Source organism: Anaerolinea thermolimosa, assembly GCF_001050195.2.
GTDB lineage: Bacteria > Chloroflexota > Anaerolineae > Anaerolineales > Anaerolineaceae > Anaerolinea > Anaerolinea thermolimosa.
On record NZ_DF967965.1, the window covers coordinates 500637 to 522742 of the forward strand.

The 22106-nt window shown below is 55.7% G+C and carries 19 protein-coding genes; 16 read left to right on the forward strand and 3 right to left on the reverse strand.

The features are described 5' to 3' along the window. The first annotated feature begins 3 nt into the window (after window positions 1-3). The 3 genes from surE to ATHL_RS02340 are packed head-to-tail and all read left to right on the forward strand — an operon-like array spanning window position 4 to window position 4205. Window positions 4-771: a 5'/3'-nucleotidase SurE gene (surE, locus tag ATHL_RS02330; RefSeq protein WP_062189366.1), complete on the forward strand. Its 768-nt coding sequence runs from the start codon at window positions 4-6 to the stop codon at window positions 769-771. A gap of 13 nt (window positions 772-784) precedes the next feature. Further along, window positions 785-2854, forward strand: a complete 2070-nt coding sequence (locus tag ATHL_RS02335) for a WD40 repeat domain-containing protein (protein WP_062189367.1) — start codon at window positions 785-787, stop codon at window positions 2852-2854. Between the two features lie 22 nt (window positions 2855-2876). Then, window positions 2877-4205, forward strand: coding sequence for a glycoside hydrolase family 1 protein (locus ATHL_RS02340; RefSeq protein ID WP_062189369.1), 1329 nt, complete (start codon window positions 2877-2879; stop codon window positions 4203-4205). 12 nt (window positions 4206-4217) lie between these two features. Here the strand turns inward: ATHL_RS02340 and ATHL_RS02345 are convergent, their stop codons facing one another. Continuing rightward, complete coding sequence (locus ATHL_RS02345; RefSeq protein ID WP_236822314.1) at window positions 4218-5861, reverse strand: elongator complex protein 3; 1644 nt, start codon at window positions 5859-5861, stop codon at window positions 4218-4220. Window positions 5862-6042: 181 nt separating this feature from the next. Here ATHL_RS02345 and ATHL_RS02350 point away from each other — a divergent pair, with 181 nt between their 5' ends. Next, the gene (locus ATHL_RS02350; protein WP_162787553.1) at window positions 6043-6825 is read left to right on the forward strand and encodes a class I SAM-dependent methyltransferase; all 783 of its coding nucleotides are present in this window, start codon (window positions 6043-6045) and stop codon (window positions 6823-6825) included. A 14-nt stretch (window positions 6826-6839) separates the two neighbouring features. Here ATHL_RS02350 and ATHL_RS02355 read toward each other — a convergent pair whose 3' ends face one another. After that, window positions 6840-7247, reverse strand: a complete 408-nt coding sequence (locus ATHL_RS02355) for a response regulator transcription factor (RefSeq protein WP_062189373.1) — start codon at window positions 7245-7247, stop codon at window positions 6840-6842. Window positions 7248-7486: 239 nt separating this feature from the next. Here ATHL_RS02355 and ATHL_RS02360 point away from each other — a divergent pair, with 239 nt between their 5' ends. The 7 genes from ATHL_RS02360 to ATHL_RS02385 all read left to right on the forward strand — a co-directional run bounded on the left by ATHL_RS02360 (window position 7487) and on the right by ATHL_RS02385 (window position 16098). Next, window positions 7487-10519 carry a hybrid sensor histidine kinase/response regulator gene (locus ATHL_RS02360; RefSeq protein WP_062189375.1) on the forward strand — a complete coding sequence of 1011 codons (3033 nt, stop codon included), beginning with the start codon at window positions 7487-7489 and terminating at the stop codon, window positions 10517-10519. A 10-nt stretch (window positions 10520-10529) separates the two neighbouring features. Beyond that, a complete protein-coding gene (locus ATHL_RS02365; RefSeq protein WP_084001115.1) occupies window positions 10530-11747 on the forward strand; it encodes a CpaE/TadZ family protein in 1218 nt (405 codons plus the stop codon). Window positions 11748-12090: 343 nt separating this feature from the next. After that, complete coding sequence (locus ATHL_RS18730; RefSeq protein ID WP_162787554.1) at window positions 12091-12312, forward strand: hypothetical protein; 222 nt, start codon at window positions 12091-12093, stop codon at window positions 12310-12312. Between the two features lie 234 nt (window positions 12313-12546). After that, on the forward strand, window positions 12547-14145 hold the full coding sequence (locus ATHL_RS02370) for an acyl-CoA carboxylase subunit beta (protein WP_062189379.1): 1599 nt from the start codon (window positions 12547-12549) through the stop codon (window positions 14143-14145). Between the two features lie 22 nt (window positions 14146-14167). Continuing rightward, window positions 14168-14515, forward strand: a complete 348-nt coding sequence (locus tag ATHL_RS02375; protein ID WP_062189381.1) for an OadG family protein — start codon at window positions 14168-14170, stop codon at window positions 14513-14515. Between the two features lie 11 nt (window positions 14516-14526). Continuing rightward, window positions 14527-14964 carry a biotin/lipoyl-containing protein gene (locus tag ATHL_RS02380; protein WP_062189383.1) on the forward strand — a complete coding sequence of 146 codons (438 nt, stop codon included), beginning with the start codon at window positions 14527-14529 and terminating at the stop codon, window positions 14962-14964. A 9-nt stretch (window positions 14965-14973) separates the two neighbouring features. After that, window positions 14974-16098: a sodium ion-translocating decarboxylase subunit beta gene (locus ATHL_RS02385; RefSeq protein WP_062189385.1), complete on the forward strand. Its 1125-nt coding sequence runs from the start codon at window positions 14974-14976 to the stop codon at window positions 16096-16098. A 63-nt stretch (window positions 16099-16161) separates the two neighbouring features. Here the strand turns inward: ATHL_RS02385 and ATHL_RS02390 are convergent, their stop codons facing one another. Beyond that, window positions 16162-17262 carry a trypsin-like peptidase domain-containing protein gene (locus tag ATHL_RS02390; RefSeq protein ID WP_062189387.1) on the reverse strand — a complete coding sequence of 367 codons (1101 nt, stop codon included), beginning with the start codon at window positions 17260-17262 and terminating at the stop codon, window positions 16162-16164. A gap of 140 nt (window positions 17263-17402) precedes the next feature. Between ATHL_RS02390 and ATHL_RS02395 the strand changes: the two genes are divergently transcribed. From ATHL_RS02395 to ATHL_RS02415, 5 genes are read left to right on the forward strand one after another with little or no spacing between them, the layout of a single operon-like run. Further along, window positions 17403-18032, forward strand: a complete 630-nt coding sequence (locus ATHL_RS02395) for a TetR/AcrR family transcriptional regulator (RefSeq protein WP_062189389.1) — start codon at window positions 17403-17405, stop codon at window positions 18030-18032. Continuing rightward, window positions 18001-19158: an ABC transporter permease gene (locus ATHL_RS02400; RefSeq protein ID WP_201797923.1), complete on the forward strand. Its 1158-nt coding sequence runs from the start codon at window positions 18001-18003 to the stop codon at window positions 19156-19158. Before ATHL_RS02395 ends, ATHL_RS02400 begins: the two co-directional genes overlap by 32 nt. A gap of 17 nt (window positions 19159-19175) precedes the next feature. Beyond that, a complete protein-coding gene (locus ATHL_RS02405) occupies window positions 19176-20189 on the forward strand; it encodes an HlyD family secretion protein (protein ID WP_062189393.1) in 1014 nt (337 codons plus the stop codon). Window positions 20190-20233: 44 nt separating this feature from the next. Then, window positions 20234-21157 carry an ABC transporter ATP-binding protein gene (locus ATHL_RS02410; protein WP_062189395.1) on the forward strand — a complete coding sequence of 308 codons (924 nt, stop codon included), beginning with the start codon at window positions 20234-20236 and terminating at the stop codon, window positions 21155-21157. Continuing rightward, window positions 21154-22065 carry an ABC transporter ATP-binding protein gene (locus ATHL_RS02415; RefSeq protein WP_062189397.1) on the forward strand — a complete coding sequence of 304 codons (912 nt, stop codon included), beginning with the start codon at window positions 21154-21156 and terminating at the stop codon, window positions 22063-22065. Before ATHL_RS02410 ends, ATHL_RS02415 begins: the two co-directional genes overlap by 4 nt. The last annotated feature ends 41 nt before the right edge of the window (window positions 22066-22106 follow it).

Here is a 22106-nt window from a genome sequence, read left to right on the forward strand (position 1 = left end):
CCTATGCATATACTGGTGACGAATGATGATGGCATTCTTTCGCCGGGGTTGCTGGCTCTGGCGAACGCGATGAAGGCGCTGGGGAAGGTAACGGTGCTGGCGCCCGATCGTAACTGGACGGCTTCAGGTCACGTGAAGACCCTTGAACGTCCTCTGCGGGTGCGGGAGGCCGCCCTGTTCGATGGCAGTCCGGCGCTTTCTACCGATGGCGCTCCTTCGGACTGTGTGGCACTGGCGCTTTTAGGGGTGCTCCCGGAGAAGGTGGATCTGGTTGTGGCCGGTGTAAACCCCGGTGAAAATGTTGGGCACGACGTAACCTACTCCGGTACTGTGACTGCGGCCATGGAAGCCGCGATCTGGGGGTTGCCGGGGGTGGCTGTTTCTTTGCAGTTACCCGAAGACCCCCCGCGTTTGCTGGACTTTCAACCGGCGGCCCGGGTGGCTCAGGAGGTGGTCCGGCGGGTGATGGAGTTTGGCCTGCCATCAGGAACACTTCTCAACGTCAATGTACCCTACCGCCCCCTGGAGGAAATCAAAGGATTGCGGGTTACCCGGCAGGGATTGCGGATTTACCGGGATGAACTGGTTAAGCGGTATGATCCGCGCAACCGCCCCTATTACTGGATTGGCGGAGAGGCACCCAGCGGAGTTGTGGAAGACGGCACCGACTTTGGGGTGCTGGCTCAGGGGTATGTTTCGGTCACCCCGTTGCAGCTCGATCTGACCGCCTGGCAGATGATGGATACCCTGCGCAGCTGGGGTTGGGAATAAGGGCAGAGAGGCGATGAACGGGCCGCGCGGAGGGCAGGCTGTCTTTTTTCCCAAAGTGAGGTTTGGGATTGGCTTGCTTGGACTGGCTCTGCTGGCGGCGGCCTGCTCTGCCGCCCCCGAATTGACCATGCCTCCTGCTGCTACCGAGACGGTCACAGCCACACCGTCGCCTACTCCTACGGCTACCTGGACACCCTCACCAACGGCTACTTTTACCCCTACCCCCACTTCTACGCCGACGCCTGCCCTGGCGGGCACACCGTATGCTGGAGGGCTGGAGGGAATCGTTGAGATCAATCTGCCTCATCTGGCAGAGCTTGCTCGCTGGGGACGGGGCATGAGCCGTGATCTGGTCTGGTCGCCCGGCGGCCGTGAGCTGGCTGTGGCATCCAGCCTGGGGGTTTTCCTGCTCGATGTGCCCAAAATGATCGAGCGGGGTTGGCTTCCGGCAGAAGATGTGCGGCGGGTGGTGTACTCGCAGGATGGAAAAAAGCTGATTACCGCGGGGAACGCCCTGGAAATCTGGAATGCGGAGACGTTCGTGCGCGAAACGAGCCTCGCTTCTGAGGCCGTCCCCTCTGTATTAGACATGCATTTAAGCCCGGATGGCCGCCAGTTAGGATTGCTGGGAATGTCGCCGGATGGTCAAAAGTTACGCCTTGAAGTCTGGAACCTGGAAACGGGAGCCCTGATGCGTGAAGGAAACTGGCTCCGTGTGGGGGCACGAACCAGGGTGGCGGTGCTCTCCCCCGATTTCTCCCTGGTAGCTGCGCACGGAGATGGGCTGGTAGAACTTATCCGTACGGCTGATGGGGCGCGCCTGACCACACTTCCACTTGAGGACACGCCCCCGGGAAGCATGGCTTTTTCGCCTGATGGGACAACCCTGGCAGTGGCCTATCCCGATGCCCGGCGTGACTATCAGAATACCAACCGTGTAGAGGTGTACCGGCTTCCTGAGGGTGATAAGTTGTTCACTTTATGGGGAGGCGGCGGGGTTGAAGGGTTATCAGAAAGGTTGATCAGCCTGGCATTTTCACCTGACGGACGCTGGATTGCCGCAGGTTTTGCCAACCGGGTGGTGCGAGTCTGGGCGAACCAGGCGGGGGCGGTGCGGTTCACACTTAACGGGAGTGCTCTGCCGTTGCAACTGGCTTTCTCATCGGATGGAGAGCTGATTGCCAGCAGTGCAGTCGACGTGTGGGCGGTCAGCCGGGGTGAACTGGTGGCCACCTCGTTGACGCACTTTGAGATGATCCAGGAGATGGCTCTATCACCGGATGGACAAACGCTCGCCCTGGCCGGGTTCGACACGATCGAGTTACGCAGTCTGGCCGATGGTCGGTTAATCCGCCAGATTACTGGCCTTCCTGGCCCTGTGCGGGGGATATCTTTTTACCCCGGGGCGCAGACGCTGGCTGCGGCGGCCGGAGATGGGCTGGTGCGTCTGTATCGCGTTCGGGACGGCCGCTTTCTTTCGATGTTGGGTGAGGCTGGCCCTCCGCTGTGGGCCGTTGCTTTCTCTCCAGATTCGCGCTGGCTGGCCTGGGGGGGTGAAGGGCAAACGGTCTTTCTGTATGACCTGGTGAAAGACCAGCTGGCTTTAAAAGTGAAAGAGCCGTATTTACCGGCACGGCTGGTGTTTTCGCCCATCAGCAATACTCTGGCAGTGTTGACCTCCAGCGGAGTGCACCTACGGACACTGGATGGAACGTTACTTCGTGCAATCGGTGGGGCTGGCCTTGAAGATGTAGCCTTCTGGTTGGATGGCAGTCAACTGGCTGTGGCGGGTAATCAGGTCTGTCGGGTGGTGGATCTGGAAACTGGCGCGGATGTGGTTGCCCTGGATTACCGTGAGGGAGATTCGCCCTCGGCAGTGGCCTATTCGGCAGATGGCGCCTTTCTGGCGGTGGGCTGGCGCAGTGGATTAATCGAATTATACTGGGCAGGCAGTAAAGAAATGTTGCGTCAGCTGGAAGGGCATCACGGTGCGGTACGGAGGATACTCTTTACGCCAGACGGGCGGCTCATGCTCTCGCTGGCAGAAGATGGGACGATACGGGTTTGGGGCATAACGCCCTGAAGATTATTCCAACGGAGGAATCATGCCACAGGCGATTTTTCATTTTCCGACAGGTTTTTTATGGGGCACTGCTACTTCCTCTCATCAAGTGGAGGGGAATAACCGAAACAATGACTGGTGGGCCTGGGAAGAACAACCCGGGCGAATTTTAAACGGGCATCGCTCGGGGCTGGCCTGTGACTGGTGGGGCGGTCGCTGGCGTGAAGACCTGGATCGCGCGCGAGAGACCGGGCAGAATGCTCACCGCCTTTCCATTGAGTGGAGCCGGGTTCAGCCCTCGGCTGACCGCTGGGATGAAGACGCTCTTGACCATTACCGGACGATCCTGCGCGGAATGCACGAACGCGGGTTGATGCCGATCGTCAATTTCTTTCACTTCTCCCTCCCTTTGTGGCTGTCGGAACAGGGCGGATGGGAGAATGACGATACTCCGGCTCTGTTTGCCAGGTATGTCCGGAAATCGGTTGAGGCTTTGCGTGAATATACCAGCACATGGATGACGATCAACGAACCGAACGTATATGCTTATGAGGGATACCTGGTGGGGTTGTTCCCGCCGGGAAAGCAAGACCTTCAGGCGACGATGAAGGTGCTCTATAACCTGTTGCGCGGGCATGCAATGGCCTACCGTGAAATCCACAATGTACAGCGCGAGGCGCGGGTAGGGTTGGCGCTGGCAGTACGCCCCCTGCGCCCTGCAGGGCCGCTTACCTTTCTGGATTCAGTTGCGGCCCGGCTCGGCTCACAATTTTTCAACGATGCCTTTGCGGATGCGTTGATTGACGGAAAATTAAACATGGTGTTTAAAACGTTCCGCGTACCCGAGGCCGCTGGAACCCAGGATTATGTGGGGGTTAATTATTACACCATGGATCTGGTGCGGTTCAACCTCCTCCGAAGGAAGGATTTCTTCACGGAGCGGTTCTTTCCACCCGGTGCTGAATTGAGCGATACTGGCTTTATCGCCAATGTGCCTGAAGGGATGTTTGAGACGATTCGCTGGGCGCGTAAGTTCAAATTGCCCATTCTTGTGACCGAAAACGGTGTGGAAGATGCAGATGATCATTTACGCCCCCGTTATTTGATCGAACATATCCATCAGGTCTGGCGGGCGGTCAATTATAACTGGCCGGTGAAAGGGTATTTCCACTGGACTCTGGTGGATAATTTTGAATGGGAACGTGGTTGGACTCAGCGCTTTGGATTGTGGGGACTGGATGTTGATACCCAGCAGCGCATCCGCCGGCGCAGTGTGGATCTTTACGCGGCGATTTGTCGGCAGAATGCGTTATCTTCTGAAATGGTAGAGGCTTTTGTACCGGCGCTGCTTCCCAGGCTATTCCCGGGGTGAAAGGCGCCTTCTTTAGAGCGTTTGCACCATGTATAACTCTCCACGTTCGAACCCCCGCGAGAGGTAGTAGAGGCGGGTTCCTACGGCGGCAATCACAGCCAGCCTGGTAAAACCACGGGAGCGGGCAATTTCAGCGGCATGATTGAGAAGCTGTGTACCTAACCCGATGTGCTGGGCTGCCCCTGGAAGCTCACTCCCTACCGGTAAGGATTGTCCGTACACATGCACTTCACGGATCAGGGCGGCGTTCTTCAGGTCTGGAAGGGAAGAAGTGACATCGGGTGCCTGTGGAGAGGGCAGGGAAAGCCTTAAGTAACCGGCGATGCGATCTTCAGGGGTGACGAATTGCAGAAAATGCTCTTCGGCGAAGGCTGCGGAGTAGGTCGTGTCGCGCAGGGTAAGGGCCTGTGAAAGGATGGGCGTGGCGCGGACTTCGCGGCAACGAATGCACCGGCAGCGCTGGCCGCGGCGGGCCAGTTCTTCGAGGATATCCTGGCGCAGGCTGGTTCGGCGGTTACCATCCACGACATTTGTGGAAGGAATGTCACGAATGACGCGGTTAATCCGGCAATACTCGGGCACGGTGGGCTTTATGTCGGCGATGAGATTCACCAGTTCTTCCGTGGTATAGGGGGTGTACTCACCTCGTTGCCAGTAAGCGTAGAGGTCGGCATTGGCAAGCAACTGACAGGGGTAAATCTTCAGTTCGTCGGGGGCAAACCCGTCGTTCCAGAGATGGAGAAAATCTTCGCGGTCTGAATCGGGGGTGGCGCCGAGGAGATTGGGCATCCAGTGCAGTACGATTTTAAACCCGCCCGCCCGCAGCAAGGCGCAGGCGCGCAGGGTTTGTTCTACGGTGTGACCGCGCTGATTGAGCAAGAGGATGCGGTCATTCAGGGATTGAGCTCCCAGCTGAACTTTGGTCACGCCCAGCCTGCGCAACCATGCCAGTTCGGCAGGGGTGATTTCATCGGGGCGGGTTTCAATGACCAGGCCTACATTGCGATGTGCAGCGGTTTCGTTGCGCTGATGGGCTTCTTCCAGGGTTGATGACTCCGTTTCGTTGAGCGCATCAAAACAGCGGCGTACAAACCATTCCTGATAATCACGTCGGTAGGCCGTGAAGGTGCCTCCAAGGATGAGCAGTTCGACCTTGTCGGTGGGGTGACCGGTGGCCTGAAGAGATCGCAGGCGCGATTCAACCTGCAGGTAAGGGTCGAAGTCATTTTGCAGCCCGCGCATGGCGCCCGGTTCATCGGGCAGGTAACTTTTGGGCATGCGCGTATCGGTGGGGCAAAAAATACAGCGCCCGGGGCACGGGTAGGGTTTGGTGAGCACGGTAACCGTGGTAACACCCGAAAGGGTGCGCACGGGCTTCATGCGGATGCGCCTTAACAGGGTGTCATCCGGGGGCCACTCCCCGCTTTCCACCAGAAGCTGGTAGGTTTGCACGAGGATGGATTTTGGCAGGTAGCCCCCACCCGGCAAAGGGTGCCTGCGGATGGCACGCAGGACATCCATACCACCCCGAATGGCTTCAAGCACCTGTCGGGCGATTTCTTCCCGGTCGGGAGAGAGGGTGTGTGTATCTTCCCAGTCCATGGCAATGGGAATCATACCAGATGGGTCAGGAATGTCAACCACCAGGGGGGGCAATGACGGGAGATTCAATGTGTGGAAGTTCTGTATTTATAAAAAAACCTTCTTCAAGGGCGGAGAGGCCGAAGTGAGTAATCTCTTTCTGCGAGGAAGGAGTTCTGACGTGTTGATCTGGTGCAAAGGGTATGCAGAACGAGGAATGGAAGCGTGGAAAAAGGATGTGTGGTTTAATTGCCGTATGACCCCCGAAGTTGAACAGATTCTCCTCAGCCTTAACCGTGATTTTTATACCCGCTTTGGCCGCGCTTTTGCTTTAACCCGCCAGCGTATCCAGCCGGGAGTGCGAAAGGTTCTGGAATGCCTTCCTGACGAAGGTCTCTGGCTGGATTTGGGTTGCGGAAATGGGGCACTGGCGCTTGCCTGGCTTGAAGCAGGAAGGAAGAGCCGGTATATCGGCCTGGATGTAAGTGAACCCCTGCTTCGTGAAGCGCAGGAATCTACCCGGGCATGGCTGGCAAAACACTCTCAGGCAGAGGAGCCGCCGGGTGCACGCGTGAGTTTTTTACAGGGTGACCTGGGGCGGGAAGACTGGGCGGAGGTGCTGGAAAGTCAAAAAGTGGATGGGGTGCTTGCATTTGCTGTGCTCCATCATCTTCCCGGAGAGGCCCGCCGCCTGCGATTCGTTCAGCAAGTGCGGTCGCTCCTATCCGTGGGTGGATGGTTCGTCTTTTCCGTATGGCAGGTAAAGAATAGCCCGCGCCTCATGCAACGTTGTCAGCCGTGGGAGCGGATCGGTCTGACCCGGGAGGATGTGGAAGATGGCGATATGTTGCTCGACTGGCGCTTTGCGCTTCCGGGCCAGGAAGAGCAAATTGGGCTGCGCTACGTGCATGGGTTTGAGATAACTGAAATCGAACAGCTTGCCCGGAGTGGCGGGTTTGAGATCATGGATAGTTTTGAATCGGATGGGCATGGAGGCCGCTTGGGATGGTATCATCTCTGGCGGGCGGCACAAGTGTAAAACCCTGAAGCCTCTCAATGCGAGAGATATTCTGTGGCAGAGGCGATTAACTCGGCGCGGGTGGCCGCGTGGAAGGTCTCTTTAAGCTCGGCGATGTGATATAGCACGGTACGCGGGTGCACTCTCAACCGCAGAGCGATCTGACGGGTGGTCAAACCGGCGGCAAGATATTTCAATACCTCCTTTTGCCGCCGACTGAGAGTGTGCATGCGATGAACCCCGGGTCTGGTGTCGGGCGGGCTGGTAACAATCACGATATCATCCTGAAATGTTGGGTGAAGAACCTGACCGGTGAAAGATGGTGATGGGATGGGAGGGCGCCAGGAACCTTCCTGGATAGCCGCGATGATTTCTTCTGCGGGTTGGTCTACTTCAAACCACAGAAAGGTATGGGAGTTGGGGATGAAGAGGATGCGGGTCATGGTGATTTATGAATAGAATATATGTTCTATTATCCCTCTTTCGTAAGGCATGTCAATAGGGTGCAGCCAGGAAAAATTTGCTGAGGAAAAGCCTTACAAAAACAATAACCGCAACCGGCAAGAAACTCTCTATAATTAACCTGTACCGGGGTTGTACCCGTATCCATGTTCAACAGAATGCCTTCAGATGCTCTGCCCGAAGAGGAATACTGAAGGGGTAACTAAAAAATGGAGCCTGCATGCGCTGGAAGCTAGGATGGAATCATGCGTTACAACGCGCGGTAAGAGGTGCCCTGGTGGGTCTTCTTTTCCCGTTGGTTGCATGGATTGTAGAATGGGCACTGGTTCGACGTTTGCCCTTCACCGTGAATCACTTTATAGAAATACAAAAGAATCCCCTCATCTGGATTATTGAACTGGCTCCTGTGGTGCTTGGTTTCTACTCCTGGTACATTGGCCGAAGAGAAGAGACACTGATGCGCCTTTCGCAGAACATGGAGGTGGAGTTAAGAGAGCGCACCGTGGAGACGGCTCAGGTCAATGCAGAGCTGGCGGCTGAGATCCAGGAGCGAAAGCGGATTGAAGCGATTATCAGCCGGGCGAAAAAGGAATGGGAGACGATCTTTGATGCCGTGTCGGATTTGATTCTGCTGGTCGATGCGCAGGATCGGATCGTACGCTGTAACCTGGCGGTAGCGCGGGCGTTCCAAACCACTTTCCAGGAGGTGATCGGGAAACCCATCCAGGGTTTCTTCTATGGGGTGGATGATGGGCGCCTCATGCCTATCGGGCGACAGATCGTTTTCCCGATGCTGGGTGGGTATTTCGATGTCAATGTGTTCGACGTGCGTCGTGAAGATGGCTCGGAGGGAAAAATCTATGTGGTGCGCGACGTTACCGAGCTGGTCGAACGAGAGAGGGAGAATTCTCGCCAGCGGCAGTTTTACGAGGCGCTGGTAGAAAACAGCCCGGTGGCGATCGTGACTCTTGATCTGGAAGAGAGGATTGTCACGTTTAATCCAGCGTTTGAGCGATTGTTCGGTTATCGCCTGGAAGAAGCGGTGGGCAAAGATATTAACTCTCTCATTGTGCCAGCAGAGATGCTCCCTGAATCGGAGCAGTATTCAAAAACTGTGGTGGAGGGAGGCACTCTGCATGTGTTTACCCAGCGCCAGACCCGGGATGGGAGAGTACTGGACGTGGAACTCCATGCAGTGCCGGTAATCGTCGGGGGGCAAAGGGTGGGAGCTCTGGCGATTTACCACGATGTATCGGACTTGCAGCGTGCCCGTAAGGCGGCCGAGGCGGCAGATATGGCCAAGAGCAACTTCCTGGCTAATATGAGCCATGAGATCCGCACCCCCATGAACGGGATCATCGGGATGCTTGAACTATTACAGGGGACAGAGCTTTCTGAAGATCAGGCCGATTACCTTGACACTGCCCGTCAGAGCGCCGATGCTCTATTGAGCCTGATCAATGACATCCTCGATTTCTCCAAGATTGAGGCCGGTCGGATGACCCTGGAGACGATTGATTTTGATCTGCGCACCACCGTGGAGGGCGTGGCAACCATCATGGCCCAACGGGCTGAAGCGCGGGGTCTGGAATTGGCCTGTTTAATTTATCATAATGTTCCTTCCCGGTTGCGGGGTGACCCTGGCAGGCTGCGGCAGGTGTTGGTCAATCTGGTAGGCAATGCCATCAAGTTCACCCACCAGGGAGAGGTGGTGATTCGGGTGATGCTCGAATCGGAGACGGAAGATCAGGTCACGCTCCTTTTCACGGTGAGTGATACAGGCATTGGAATTCCTAAAGACCGGCTTGGGATCATTTTTGAACGATTTATGCAGGTCGATAGTTCCACCACCCGCCAGTATGGCGGCACGGGACTGGGGCTGGCAATTTCACGCCAGCTGGTGGAAATGATGGGGGGAGAGATCGGGGTGGAGAGCGAAGTTGGGAAAGGGAGTACCTTCTGGTTTACTGCCCGCTTTGGCAGGAGCTTCTCGCAGGTTGAGCCAGAAGTTCCCATTCCTGTGGAGCTGGAGGGAATACGCATCCTGGGGGTTGATGATAATGCCACCAACCGCATCATCCTGGAAAAGATGCTTGAGCCGTATGGTTGCCGCATCGATGTGGTGGAGCGAGGTGAAGATGCGCTCAACGCCCTCCGTGGCGCAGTAAGGCTGGGTGATCCCTACCGGCTGGTGTTACTGGATATGCAGATGCCGGTCATGGATGGGGAGCAGACCCTGGCCGCGATCAAGGCCGATCCGATCATCCGCGATGTGAAAGTAATCATCCTCACGTCCATGGGGCAGCGCGGAGATGCTGGCCGGTTGGAAGAAATGGGCTGTGGCGGATACCTTGTGAAACCCATCAAACAGTCCCATTTGATCGAAGCGGTTCTGACGGTGCTCCGGCAATCGCAAAAACCTCACCCGCAGACCCAGCAACTGGTCACACGCCACACCTTGCAGGAGAATCGCCGGCCGGGTTTACGGGTTTTGCTGGCCGAAGACAATCCGGTGAATCAGAAGCTGGCGGTCATTCTGCTAAAAAAATCCGGTTATTCTGTGGATGTGGTGGAAAACGGGGTACAGGCGGTTGCGGCGGCCACGAGTGGTCAGTACGATGTGGTGTTGATGGATGTACAGATGCCCGAGCTGGATGGTCTGGAGGCAACGAGGAGAATTCGTCAGCAGGAAGCCGAAGGGAAACACGTGCCGATTATTGCCGTCACTGCGCATGCTTTGCAGGGCGACCGTGAGCGGTGTCTGGACGCAGGCATGGATGATTACATCTCAAAGCCCATTCAACAGGAAGAATTGATGACCACCCTGGAGCGGTGGGTGCCGCGTGCAGGTCAACCACCCGAAAGTGAATCAATAACGGGTGTACCGGTCGAACCCGTTCATGATGAAGGTGAGGAGCGGTGGCTTGACCTGAAAAGTGCTCTACCGCGCTTCAGCAATGACATGGCATTTCTTCTCGAAATGCTGGAGGAGTTTTCACGCCAGCTGGAAGCCGGTTGTGTGCAGATGCGTGATGCCGTTCAATCGGGGAATGCTACAGGGCTTCAACACCTGGCGCACAGCCTGAAAGGCGCCGCGGCTGCTTTCAGTATGGATCAGCTTACGGAAACCGCGCGAGAGATTGAAATGCGGGCCAGGTCAAATACCTTCCAGGACGTGATTCCGTTAATTGAGAAAATGGAAGTCATGCTTCCGAAGATCAGAGAATACCTTGGACGGCATCAGGTGGCCTGAAACAGGAGGAATGATGAAACGTTTACTGGTCATCGATGATGAAAAACTTTACCAGAGGATGATCGAACGTGCTGTTGAGCCTCTGGGGCTTGAAGTTACTTTTGCAGATGATGGAGAAAAGGGGGTGCAGGCGGCCCTGGCCAACCCGCCTGATATTATTATTTGTGATGTGATGATGCCCAACATGAGCGGGTACGAGGTAACGCGGAGGCTTCGACGCGACCCGCGCCTGGTGCATGTGCCTATTCTTATTCTGACAGCCCAGGTTGAATTGTCCAATAAGCTGGAAGCATTCGAGGCCGGGGCCGATGATCACATGGCCAAGCCGTTTGAGCCGGCGGAGCTGGTGGCCAGGCTGGGGGTCCTGTTGAGGCGCTCAGAAATGCTTCGTTCAGTACAACCCTTGCTGACGGCCCAGCAAGAGATTAAGAATCAGGTGATTGCCGTTCACAGTCTGCGTGGGGGAACGGGGTGTTCGAGCATGGCAGTGAATTTGGGAATCGCCCTTCAGAAGTTATGGTCGGCGAATACGATTGTCCTCGACCTGGTGCTCACCGCCGGGCAGGTAGCTTTGATGCTGGATGCCTCTCTCAAACGTACCTGGGCCGATATTTCTCATATCAAACCGGAGGAATTAGATTGTGATGCACTGGGATCAATTGTGGGTACTCATGAAAGCGGCCTGAATTTTATCGCCGCTCCCACCTATCCCTCGGAGGCAGAGTTGCTGACCCCTGAATTGTTTGAGAGGGCCTTCTCTCTGCTCCGCGGGCGGTATGAATACATCGTTCTTGATTTACCCCATGATTACAGTGGTGTGACCCTGCAAATGCTGGACGCCGCAGATGTGATTGTGGTCATGCTGGCTCCTGAACTGGCGTCGGTACGCGCCGCTGTTGCCGCGCTGGATACCTACAGTCGGCTGGAATACCCGCCTGAGAAGATCAAATTCGTGCTCAACCACACCTTTGAAGGACGCTGGTTGCCGCGGAAGAAGATCGAATCGGCATTACACCGACAGCTGGAGCTGGTCATTCCCTACACGCCCGATTTGTTCGTGGATGCGATTAATCTCGGACAGCCCGTGGTATTTGGAAGGCCCAATGAGCCAGTTTGCGAGATGTTCCAGTACTTTGCCGGGCAGATCAGCAAACCCGAACATCAGGTTACTGCTCCAGCGGCGGTCACCTCTACCTGGCAGCAAATTGCCAGACGGCTCCTTGGGTAGATGGCGGGTGCTGTCTGTGTGTTACTGGCTTCCCGGCTTTCAGCTAAGCCGGGAAATTTCCTTAAATTCGGAAAACTCCGGATCATGCATGGTATACCCGTCCTTCGGATGTGACAAAAGGCAGAAAATCCTGGCAGATTGTTCGCTTGAATTGTCGGATAATTCGGGTAAACTCCATAACGGAGAAGAAAGTTTCCCTCTCAATGTGATTTGTATTCCTATGGGAGATGTTGAATGACCGAATTTGAAGTGCCGGACCCCAATGCTACCGGATTGGAAAATGAAGCTCAGCCAGAGTCGCTGCGTTTGCTGCAGGAATCGCGCAGGAAACTCGCTGAAGGGGGTGGAAAAGAACGCGTTGATGCTGGTCATTCCCTACACGCCCGATTTGTTCGTGGATGCGATTAATCTCGGACAGCCCGTGGTATTTGGAAGGCCCAATGAGCCAGTTTGCGAGATGTTCCAGTACTTTGCCGGGCAGATCAGCAAACCCGAACATCAGGTTACTGCTCCAGCGGCGGTCACCTCTACCTGGCAGCAAATTGCCAGACGGCTCCTTGGGTAGATGGCGGGTGCTGTCTGTGTGTTACTGGCTTCCCGGCTTTCAGCTAAGCCGGGAAATTTCCTTAAATTCGGAAAACTCCGGATCATGCATGGTATACCCGTCCTTCGGATGTGACAAAAGGCAGAAAATCCTGGCAGATTGTTCGCTTGAATTGTCGGATAATTCGGGTAAACTCCATAACGGAGAAGAAAGTTTCCCTCTCAATGTGATTTGTATTCCTATGGGAGATGTTGAATGACCGAATTTGAAGTGCCGGACCCCAATGCTACCGGATTGGAAAATGAAGCTCAGCCAGAGTCGCTGCGTTTGCTGCAGGAATCGCGCAGGAAACTCGCTGAAGGGGGTGGAAAAGAACGCGTTGATGCCCAGCATGCGCGGGGTAAAATGACTGCCCGTGAGCGGGTGCTGGCCCTGCTGGATGAAGGGTCATTTCAGGAAGTGGACGCATTCATGCTCCATCGTCATTCTGATTTTGGGCTGGAAAAATCAAGGTTCCCGGGTGACGGGTTAATTGCAGGGTTCGGAAAGATCCAGGGGCGCCGGGTTTGTGTGTATGCCCATGACTTCACCGTGTTAGGCGGGTCTTTCGGCGAGGTGGCCGGCCAGAAGGTGGCAAAAATCATGGATCTGGCCATGGATGCCGGAGTTCCGGTCATCGGCTTGCAGGATAGCGGGGGTGCGCGGATTCAGGAAGGGATCTTCAGCCTGGCGGCCTACGGCGAACTGTTTTACCGGAATACTCTGGCTTCTGGTGTGGTTCCACAGATCAGCGTTATGCTGGGGCCATGTGCGGGCGGGGCCGTCTATTCGCCAGCATTGACGGACTTCATCATCATGACGAAGGGCATCAGCAACATGTTCATCACCGGGCCTGAAGTCATTAAAACGGTGACGCAGGAAGAGGTCGATGTGGAGACCCTGGGAGGGGCGGCAGCCCACGCCAGCCTGAGCGGAGTGGCCCATTTTGCTGTGGGAAGTGAAAAAGAAGCTTTTGAAACCGTGCGGCGTATCCTCAGTTACCTTCCATCCAACAATACCGAACCACCCCCCGCAGTGGTGCCCACAGATGATCCCTGGCGGATGGATGCCACGCTGAATACCCTGGTGCCCGAAGATCCGTCCATGCCGTATGACATGAAAGTGGCGATTGAGAGGATCTTCGACCTGGGTAGCTTCTTTGAGGTGCATGCCAGCTACGCCCAGAATGCGATCGTGGGCTTTGCCCGGTTGCACGGTCAAGCGGTGGGAGTGGTGGCTCAACAGCCCATGCATCTTTCGGGAGTGATTGACATTGACGCGTCCGATAAAATATCCCGCTTTGTCCGATTCTGCGATGCGTTTAATCTCCCGTTGATCACTTTGTCTGATTCTCCCGGGTTCATGCCGGGTGTGGCTCAGGAACACGGGGGCATCATCCGACATGGGGCGAAAATTGTGTATGCTTATTCTGAGGCTACGGTTCCCAAACTGACGGTAGTGACCCGGAAAGGCTACGGCGGGGCATATATTGTGATGGGAAGCAAGCATATTCATGCCGATCTGGTGTATGCCTGGCCATCAGCAGAAATTGCGGTTATGGGAGCAGAGGGTGCAGTCAACATCCTTTTCCGTCGGGAAATTCGGGCGCATCCTGACCCGGAGGCCGAACGCGCCCGGCTGGTTGCAGAATATCGGGAGAAATTTGCCAATCCATATCGGGCGGCGGCCCATGGTTTTGTGGATGATGTCATCCTCCCTGCTGAAACCCGTCCCCGGCTGATCGCCGCCCTCGAGCTGCTGAGGGATAAACAATCAACCCTGCCAGCCAAGAAACACGGCTGTATGCCGGTATGAAACCGTTGGATGGAGCAGGCGGATGAGCGAAACCATTCAGGGGCTTGAGGTCAGTCTGTTAGGGATTCTGATCACCTTCACGGCGCTGGGGGTGTTCGTCCTGATCATGATCGGTTTGCAAAAGCTCTTTCCAGAACGAGAAAATGGGGAGGTGGAAGTGTCTTCAAGAGAAGCTCCCGATGAGCCAGAGAAGGCCGAGGTGATGGCTCAGGAAGAAGAAAGTGAGGTGGCTGCAGCTATTGCGGTGGCCCTGTTATCCTTCCAGTCTCAAAGACAGGGAGGGCTGGGAGAGGCATTGAACGAAGGAAAAGGGCCATGGTGGTCACTCCACAGTCAGGCTGCCAGGCACAACCGGTTGCAATCACGCTAAGGAATCAAGAAATGAAGCGAATTACGGTCACCATTAACGGAAAACCTTTTGAGGTTGAAGTAAATGATTTGCATTCCTCGCCGCTTCAGGTGAGGGTAAATGGGCGGGAATATGAGGTTACAGTGAGCCCGACGGGCGCGGTTTCTACTTCGGTAGCGGTTCCACCCTCGCCAGTGGCGCCACCCGAGCAGGCTTCTTCGCCCAAACCGGTACCTGCCAGTTCCATGTTATCGGGGAACGTGCTGACGGCTCCCATGCCAGGGGTGATTTTAAATATCGCTGTAAAAGCGGGAGACAGGGTGGTCTACGGCCAGCAACTTTGCGCACTTGAGGCGATGAAAATGAAAAATGCCATTCGATCGCCGCGCGAAGGTACCCTTGCGAGTGTTGAGGTGCAGGAAGGACAGCGGGTAAATTATGGGGATGTGTTGTTCCGATTCGCGGACTAGGGTGAGAGAATGAACCTCTCCAACTTAAGCATTTTACTGGAAGCTTTTCGTGAACTGGCCTGGCAGAATTTTGTGATGCTGGGGGTGGGAGGGATTCTTATTTTCCTGGCGATCAGATACGAATTTGAACCCAACCTGCTCTTGCCGATTGGTTTTGGTGCTCTGCTGGCCAACCTGCCACTTACCGGAGTAACTGAGCCTGGAGGGTTTCTCAAGATTCTTTATGATGCAGGCATACGTACCGAATTGTTTCCTCTTTTCATCTTTATCGGCATTGGGGCAATGACGGATTTCGGGCCGCTTCTGGAGAACCCGCGCATGGCATTGCTGGGGGCGGCTGGCCAGTTCGGTATTTTCATGACGTTGATGCTGGCACTGCTGGCAGGGTTCCGCCTCAATGAGGCGGCTTCGATTGGGATCATCGGCGCCATTGACGGCCCGACGGCGATTTATGTCTCCAGTAAACTGGCGCCGCACCTGCTTCCGGCGATTACGGTGACGGCCTACAGTTATATGTCGCTGGTGCCCATCATTCAGCCTCCCATCATGCGTCTGATGACCTCACGGCGCGAACGACGCATCCGAATGCCTTACACGATGAAGCCGGTCTCGCATACGGTGCGGGTTCTTTTTCCCATTGTGGTGACCGTACTGGTGTCTTTGCTGGTGCCAAAGGCCTCTCCACTGATCTCGACGTTGATGTTTGGAAATCTGTTACGAGAATCGGGGGTGGTAGAGCGTTTAAGCCGCGGAGCGCAAAACGAGCTGGCCAATCTGGTGACCCTCTTCCTGGGTCTGGTGATCGGTTCGACCATGGAAGGTCAGGCTTTTTTGAAACTGCAAACCGTGTATATCCTCGGGCTGGGACTGCTTGCGTTTGCCCTGGACACGGTCGGCGGAGTGTTATTTGGCAAGTTAATGAATTTTCTTTCAGGTGGCAGGTTCAACCCGTGTATCGGCGCGGCAGGGATCAGCGCGTTCCCGATGTCGGCGCGGATTGTTCAGCGTTTTATCTCGGAGGAAGATTTCGAAAATTTCCTGTTGATGCATGCCATGGGAGCCAATGCTGCAGGCCAGCTGGGGAGTGTGGTGGCTGGAGGGGTGGTTCTGGCTGTACTGGCGGGGGTACTGTAAAATTCGCATACTGCAGAAAGCAGGGGTAACCTCGCTGGCGCCCGGACAAAAAATACAGGCAATTCAAGATGGGGAGGCGCTACCCGGAAGAGGCCACTTTCCGTGTTGTTTAAGCAATGCGGCGATGAGGTGGGTGGGAATGCCTTCATTAAAGTTGACAATTCCGCTGTGATGTAAGGCAACCAGTTGCCATTGATTATTGAAGCAGGGCGAACCTGAGGCCCCTTTTTCGGTGTTGGTACGGTATCGAACCCGTGTCTGGTTAGCGTTGAATCCGAGGATAGCTTCCGTGTCCATGGCCAGCTTTAGAGGGGCGCCTTCCGGGTGTTGCACAATGAAAAGAGGGCTACCGGGTAGAAAGGGATAATCGCGGTCGGTAAGGTGGATCCATCCGCGGGGACGATCTTCCATGGCTTGCTCACTCACCGGCTGATTGCCGGGGTGGTTGCCGAGCCGAAGGATGGCGTAATCAAGTTCTTCGGTAGAGGGCAGAGCATGGGCAGGATCCTGAACTTCAGCGGGGTTGTAGGGGCTGAAGTCGTAAAGCCAGTCTGAATCCAGAGGGAAAGTTCGCCCCGGGTTGGCCACTGTCTGCCGCCGGGAGATTTTGAAATCGAACCTGGCAAGCAGGTCTCGGGGAGAGTCTTCGCCGTGTAGAAGGCTCTCGACAACGTGGTAACAGGTCATTAACAGGTCTGCGCCGATGAGAAAACCTGTTCCCACCGGCTGACTGCTGATTTCGAGACGGCAGACCTGAAACTCAATCTCGCTCAGGCGCGAGCGCCATTCGGCAATGTCCAGCAGGCTGTTGGTTCCGGAGATGATTTTTTCGAGGCTGGAGTCGGAATAAGCGCGGCGGCGTAAGGGGTTGGGCCGCACAGCGGCTACCAGGCTTGGAGCTAATCCGAGCCGGTCAGCCGCGGCCTGCAATCGGGGGTCATGAGGGTAGGTGTTGCGGGCGGCGGTGATCAACTGCACCAACCAGCCTTCTGCATCGGCGACCTGCACCAGACTGGTGACGACCTTATCCAGCTCTGTGGCGGAAGTGATCGTCTCGAGATCGAGGTTGAATTGCTCCCTCATCATCCGGCGCAGGGTGGGCAAATCGAAAGCGGCAAGCAATGCGCCAATCAAAGCATCAGCTACGGCGGGTGTCAGGGACATTTTTCCTCCGAATGCCCTCATCTTATACTGGCACAGGGAAAAAAGCAATCCGGTAACCGGAAGAATCTCTTGACTGGAGGTTAAATTTCCTTATAATTAAAACGAACGTTCGTTATTAATTTTCGAATAAGAGAGGGACCATGCTCGAACCTCTTCCTGCCAGAGGCGAAGAAAACCGCGAGCGAATTCTACAGGCAGCCTATTCCCTGTTTATTCGGAAGGGGTTTGCAGCCACATCGGTGCGTGAAATTGCCAGAGGAGCCGGGCTGACCATCGGTGGGGTGTACGCTCATTTCGCAGGTAAAGAAATGATCTGGGAAGAGGTCTTCGATCGGTATCATCCTTATCATGAGATTCTCCCTCTTCTGCTCGATGCAGAGGGAGAGACCTGTGCTGAGGTCTTTCGCAATGCGGCGGAGCGGATTGTCAGGGAGTTGGAGAAGAGAGAAGACCTTTTCAACCTAATGTTCATTGAGCTGGTCGAGTTCAATGGGAAACATCTTGAGCAGATGGCGCTGAAGGCGCTGCCCATGCTGAGCCAGCTTGGGGCGAAATTCGAACACTGCCAAGGCAGGTATCGCGAGATCACCCCTCTTAACCTGGCCAGGGCTTTTGCGGGGTTGTTTTTCTCTCTGGTGGTGACCGACCGGTTCCTTCCCTCGTTTGTCAGGGGGCAGCTTAACCGCGAGAAGGCCAGGGAAGAATTTGTGGATATTTTCCTGTTCGGGATTTTGGCTGATGATGACCCCTCGCGGAGGGCGCATGGTTAATTTGCGGCTTGTGTCCCTTATTCGAAAAGAATTCATTCAAATCGTGCGTGATCCACGCACGCTGGCACTGACCTTCGTCTTCCCCCTGGTCATGCTATTCCTGCTGGGTTACGCGGCCACGAACGATGTTAAAAATATCTCTCTGGCTGTACTGGACCAGGATCGCTCGGCAGAGTCGCGTCGTTTTTTGGATGCTTTTCGTACGGCGGATTATTTTCATCTCGATTTCTTTGTTTCTTCTGAAGAGGAAATTCGCTCGCTCATCGATAGCAATCAGGCGCGAGCCGGGATGATCATTCCTCCGGGCTATGCGGATCACCTGACCGGCGGACGCAACGCTCAGGTGGCTTTCATTCTGGATGGCTCTGACCCGACCGTGGCGAGCACTGCGCTGGCCGCAGCCAACCTGATCGGCCAGGCCTATTCCACCCGGGTCCTGGCCATGCGCATGAATCGGGTGGGCCAGGGGAGTGGCCTTGATATGCCGCTTGAGGTGCGCACGCAGGTTCTTTATAACCCCGGCATGGAGAGTGCTCATTACATGATTCCGGGGATGATCGGAATGATCCTGCAATTTCTGACCACCTTGCTGACGGCCACCTCGATTGTCCGCGAACGAGAACGTGGCACCATTGAGCAACTGATCGTGACTCCGCTCCGCCGCTGGGAGATGATTCTGGGAAAACTGGCGCCGTATGTCTTCATCGCATTCTTCGATACGTTGGAAGTTTTAAGCGCCGGGGTGTTGTTCTTCAAAGTGCCCATTAATGGGAGCCTGGGCCTCTTGCTGGGCCTGGCGGCCCTCTTTCTGGTGACGACGCTTGGGATCGGGCTGTTGATCTCAACTGTGGCGCACACCCAGCAAGAAGCCATGTTGACGACCATGTTCACTGTGCTGCCATCTATCTTTCTCTCGGGATTTTTCTTCCCGCTTGCGGCCATGCCCAGGATTTTGCAATGGATCAGTTATCTTGTGCCTCTGCGCTATTTTCTGATCATCGTGCGTGGCATTGTACTGAAAGGGGTGGGGCTGGCGGCGATCTGGCCAGAGGTGCTGGCGCTTTCGGTTTTTGCTCTGGTCGTAATGACGGGAGCTGCGATACGGTATCGAAAACGGTTAGATTAATCCTCAGGAGGCTCAAAATGCACAAGGCTCCGCGTTATGCTCCTTTCCTCGTCATGCTGATTCTAATGGGTGTGTTTGTGGCTTTTTTAGTAAGCCGGGCTTCTGGTGCTGGAGGGGTTCTTCGAGCCTCAGGGAGTATCGAGTGGGAAGAGGTGCGTATTTCTCCAGAGGTAGCCGGAAGGCTGACTGAAATTCTGGTGGATGAGGGGGCGCGGGTAAAAGCCGGTGATGTACTGGTTACCCTGGATCATCGCGTTCTGGACGCCCAGCGGGCACAGGCAGAAGCGGCATTGCAGGCCGCGGAAGCCAATGCTAGGGCAGCCCAGGCGAACCTGGAGGCGCTCGAAGCCGGGCCTACGGAGGAACAACTGCGTGTGGCTCAGGCGGGGGTGGCTCAGGCTCAGCTTGCGCTGGATGTTGCCCGGCAGGCTTATGATGACCTGCCGGAAGCCCTGAGAGAAACCGCGAATGGAAAGGCATTAAAACAACAGGTAGACAGGGCGGCTCTTGGACTGGAGGCGGCTCAGGCTCAGTATGATCTTGTTCGGGCAGGCGCGAGGCCAGAACAAATCCGCGCCGCCCGTGAGCAGGTGGCGGCAGCCAGGGCGCAGGTGGACTCAGCACGGGCATCTCTGGCGTTGCTGGATGCGCAGAAGGAAAAATATACCCTCACTTCGCCGGTGGATGGCGTGGTGCTGACGCGGGGGTTTCAACCGGGAGAGTTTGCGGCTCCGGGATCGGTGATCTTAACCCTTGGGCGAGAAGGTTCACTGACTCTCACGGTTTATGTGCCAGAAACTGATCTTGGCAGAATAACCCCGGGCCAGCAAGTGGAGATACGGGTGGATTCCTTCCCTGGAGAGGTTTTCCAGGGGAAGGTTCTATCTATCTCCGACCGGGTCGAGTTTACCCCAAGGAATGTGCAAACACAGGCCAGCCGTACTTCCACGGTCTTTGCGGTGCGGTTATCACTGGAGGATGGCGGCGGGAAGTTGAAAGCCGGAATGCCCGCTGATGTGGAGTTTAAATAGAGGGGAGAATAGGTGGTGACGAAGGGAAAGCGCGGGTTGCTGGAATGATTCGTACCTGGAAGCTGGGTAAATCTTACGGTAACAGGCCTGCCGTGGTAGACCTGGACCTGGAGGTGAGGCCGGGGGAAATTTATGGCCTGGTAGGGCCGGATGGTGCTGGCAAGACCACCACCATTCGTTTGTTGTGCGGGGCGCTCAGGCCAACTGCTGGCCAGGTAGAAATAGCCGGAGTGGCGATGGAGCGCAGCCCTGAAGAGGCGCGGCGGCATGTGGGGTATCTTTCGCAACATTTTTCTCTTTATGACGATCTTACCGTGGAAGAGAATTTACAGTTCTTCGCTGAAGTGCGCGGGCTTCCGGGTGGGGCCTGGCATAAACGGAGCGCCGAGATTCTGGCGTTTGTCGGGCTGGAACCGTTCGCCGGAAGGCTGGCGAGACACCTTTCCGTAGGGATGAAGCAGAAATTAAGTCTGGCGGTGGCTCTGGTTGCTCAACCCAGGGTACTCTTGCTGGATGAGCCTACAACCGGGGTTGATCCGCTTACCCGTCAGGATTTCTGGCAGTTAATTATTCGGCTGGTGGGCGAAGAGCATATCACGGTGTTATTGAGTACTCCCTATATGGATGAGGCCACACGCTGTACCCGGGTGGGGTTTTTGCGTGAGGGACGTCTCGTTATGGAGGGGACACCCCGGTCGTTGCGTCAGCTCCTTGCGGGGCGCGTTATGGAGTTGAGCGGAGCTCCAGATGAGGTGATCCAACGTGTGCTGAGCCAGACAACCGGGGTTCTTTCGGCTCAGCGTTTTGGAGATCGCCTGCACCTTCTGCTGGATCCGCACCACCGACAGGAGGCTGTGGAGAAGATCATCCGGGGGGTGGAAGCTGAAGGGGGGCAGATTGTTCACCTGGGTGAAGTAGAACCATTACTGGAAGATGTTTTTATCGCTCTGAGCGAGGGGTTCTTATGACGCCGGTGATCAGAGCCGATGGATTGACGCGCCGTTTTGGTTCATTCACTGCCGTGGATCACGTCAGTTTTTCGGTTGAGGCCGGTGAAGTGGTGGGGTATCTGGGGCCGAATGGATCAGGGAAAACGACCACCCTGCGCATGTTGCTGGGGTTGCTGCGACCCAGTGAAGGCCGGGCAGAGGTGCTGGGCTACAACACGGACAGAGAGGCGGATAAAATCCGGGGGCGGGTGGGGTATATGTCGCAGAAGTTCGCCCTTTATCATGAACTGACCGTGCGAGAGAATCTGGAATTCTACGGTGGCCTTTATGGAGTGCGGAAAAACGGCCGGGTGGAGGAGACCCTCTCGAACCTTGAACTGGAGCAGTTACAAAATGAACGGGTTGCAGTGCTTTCGTCGGGATGGCGCCAGCGGCTGGCATTAGGGGTGGCGATTATTCATCAGCCCCAACTTCTCTTTTTAGATGAACCAAGCAGCGGGGTAGACCCGGTGACGCGGCGGAATTTCTGGGAGGTTATTTACCGGTTGGCGGCCACAGGGATCACAGTGATGGTGACCACACATTATATGGACGAGGCGGAGTACTGTCAGCGGGTGGGTATCATGCAGGGGGGGCGTCTGCTGGCCATGGATTCGCCGGAGCACCTGAAAGCCACCCTGCCCGGACAAGTCTGGGAGGTGCATACCCCCTCTCTCATGGAGGCGTTCCGTGTTCTTGAGAGAATGCCGGGGATCAGGCGGGTGGGACTTTCAAGCGATTACCTTCGAGCCGTCAGCGAGCGAGAGATCACCCCGGAGACCATTCAACGCGAGCTTTCCAGGCATGGGATAGAGGAAGTGGAGATCCATACAACCCGGGCCAGTCTGGAAGATGTGTTCCTTTTTCTGGCGGGTTCTTCGATTTGAATTTCTCTTCCAGAAGGATTAGAATCATCGAACTAACCTTC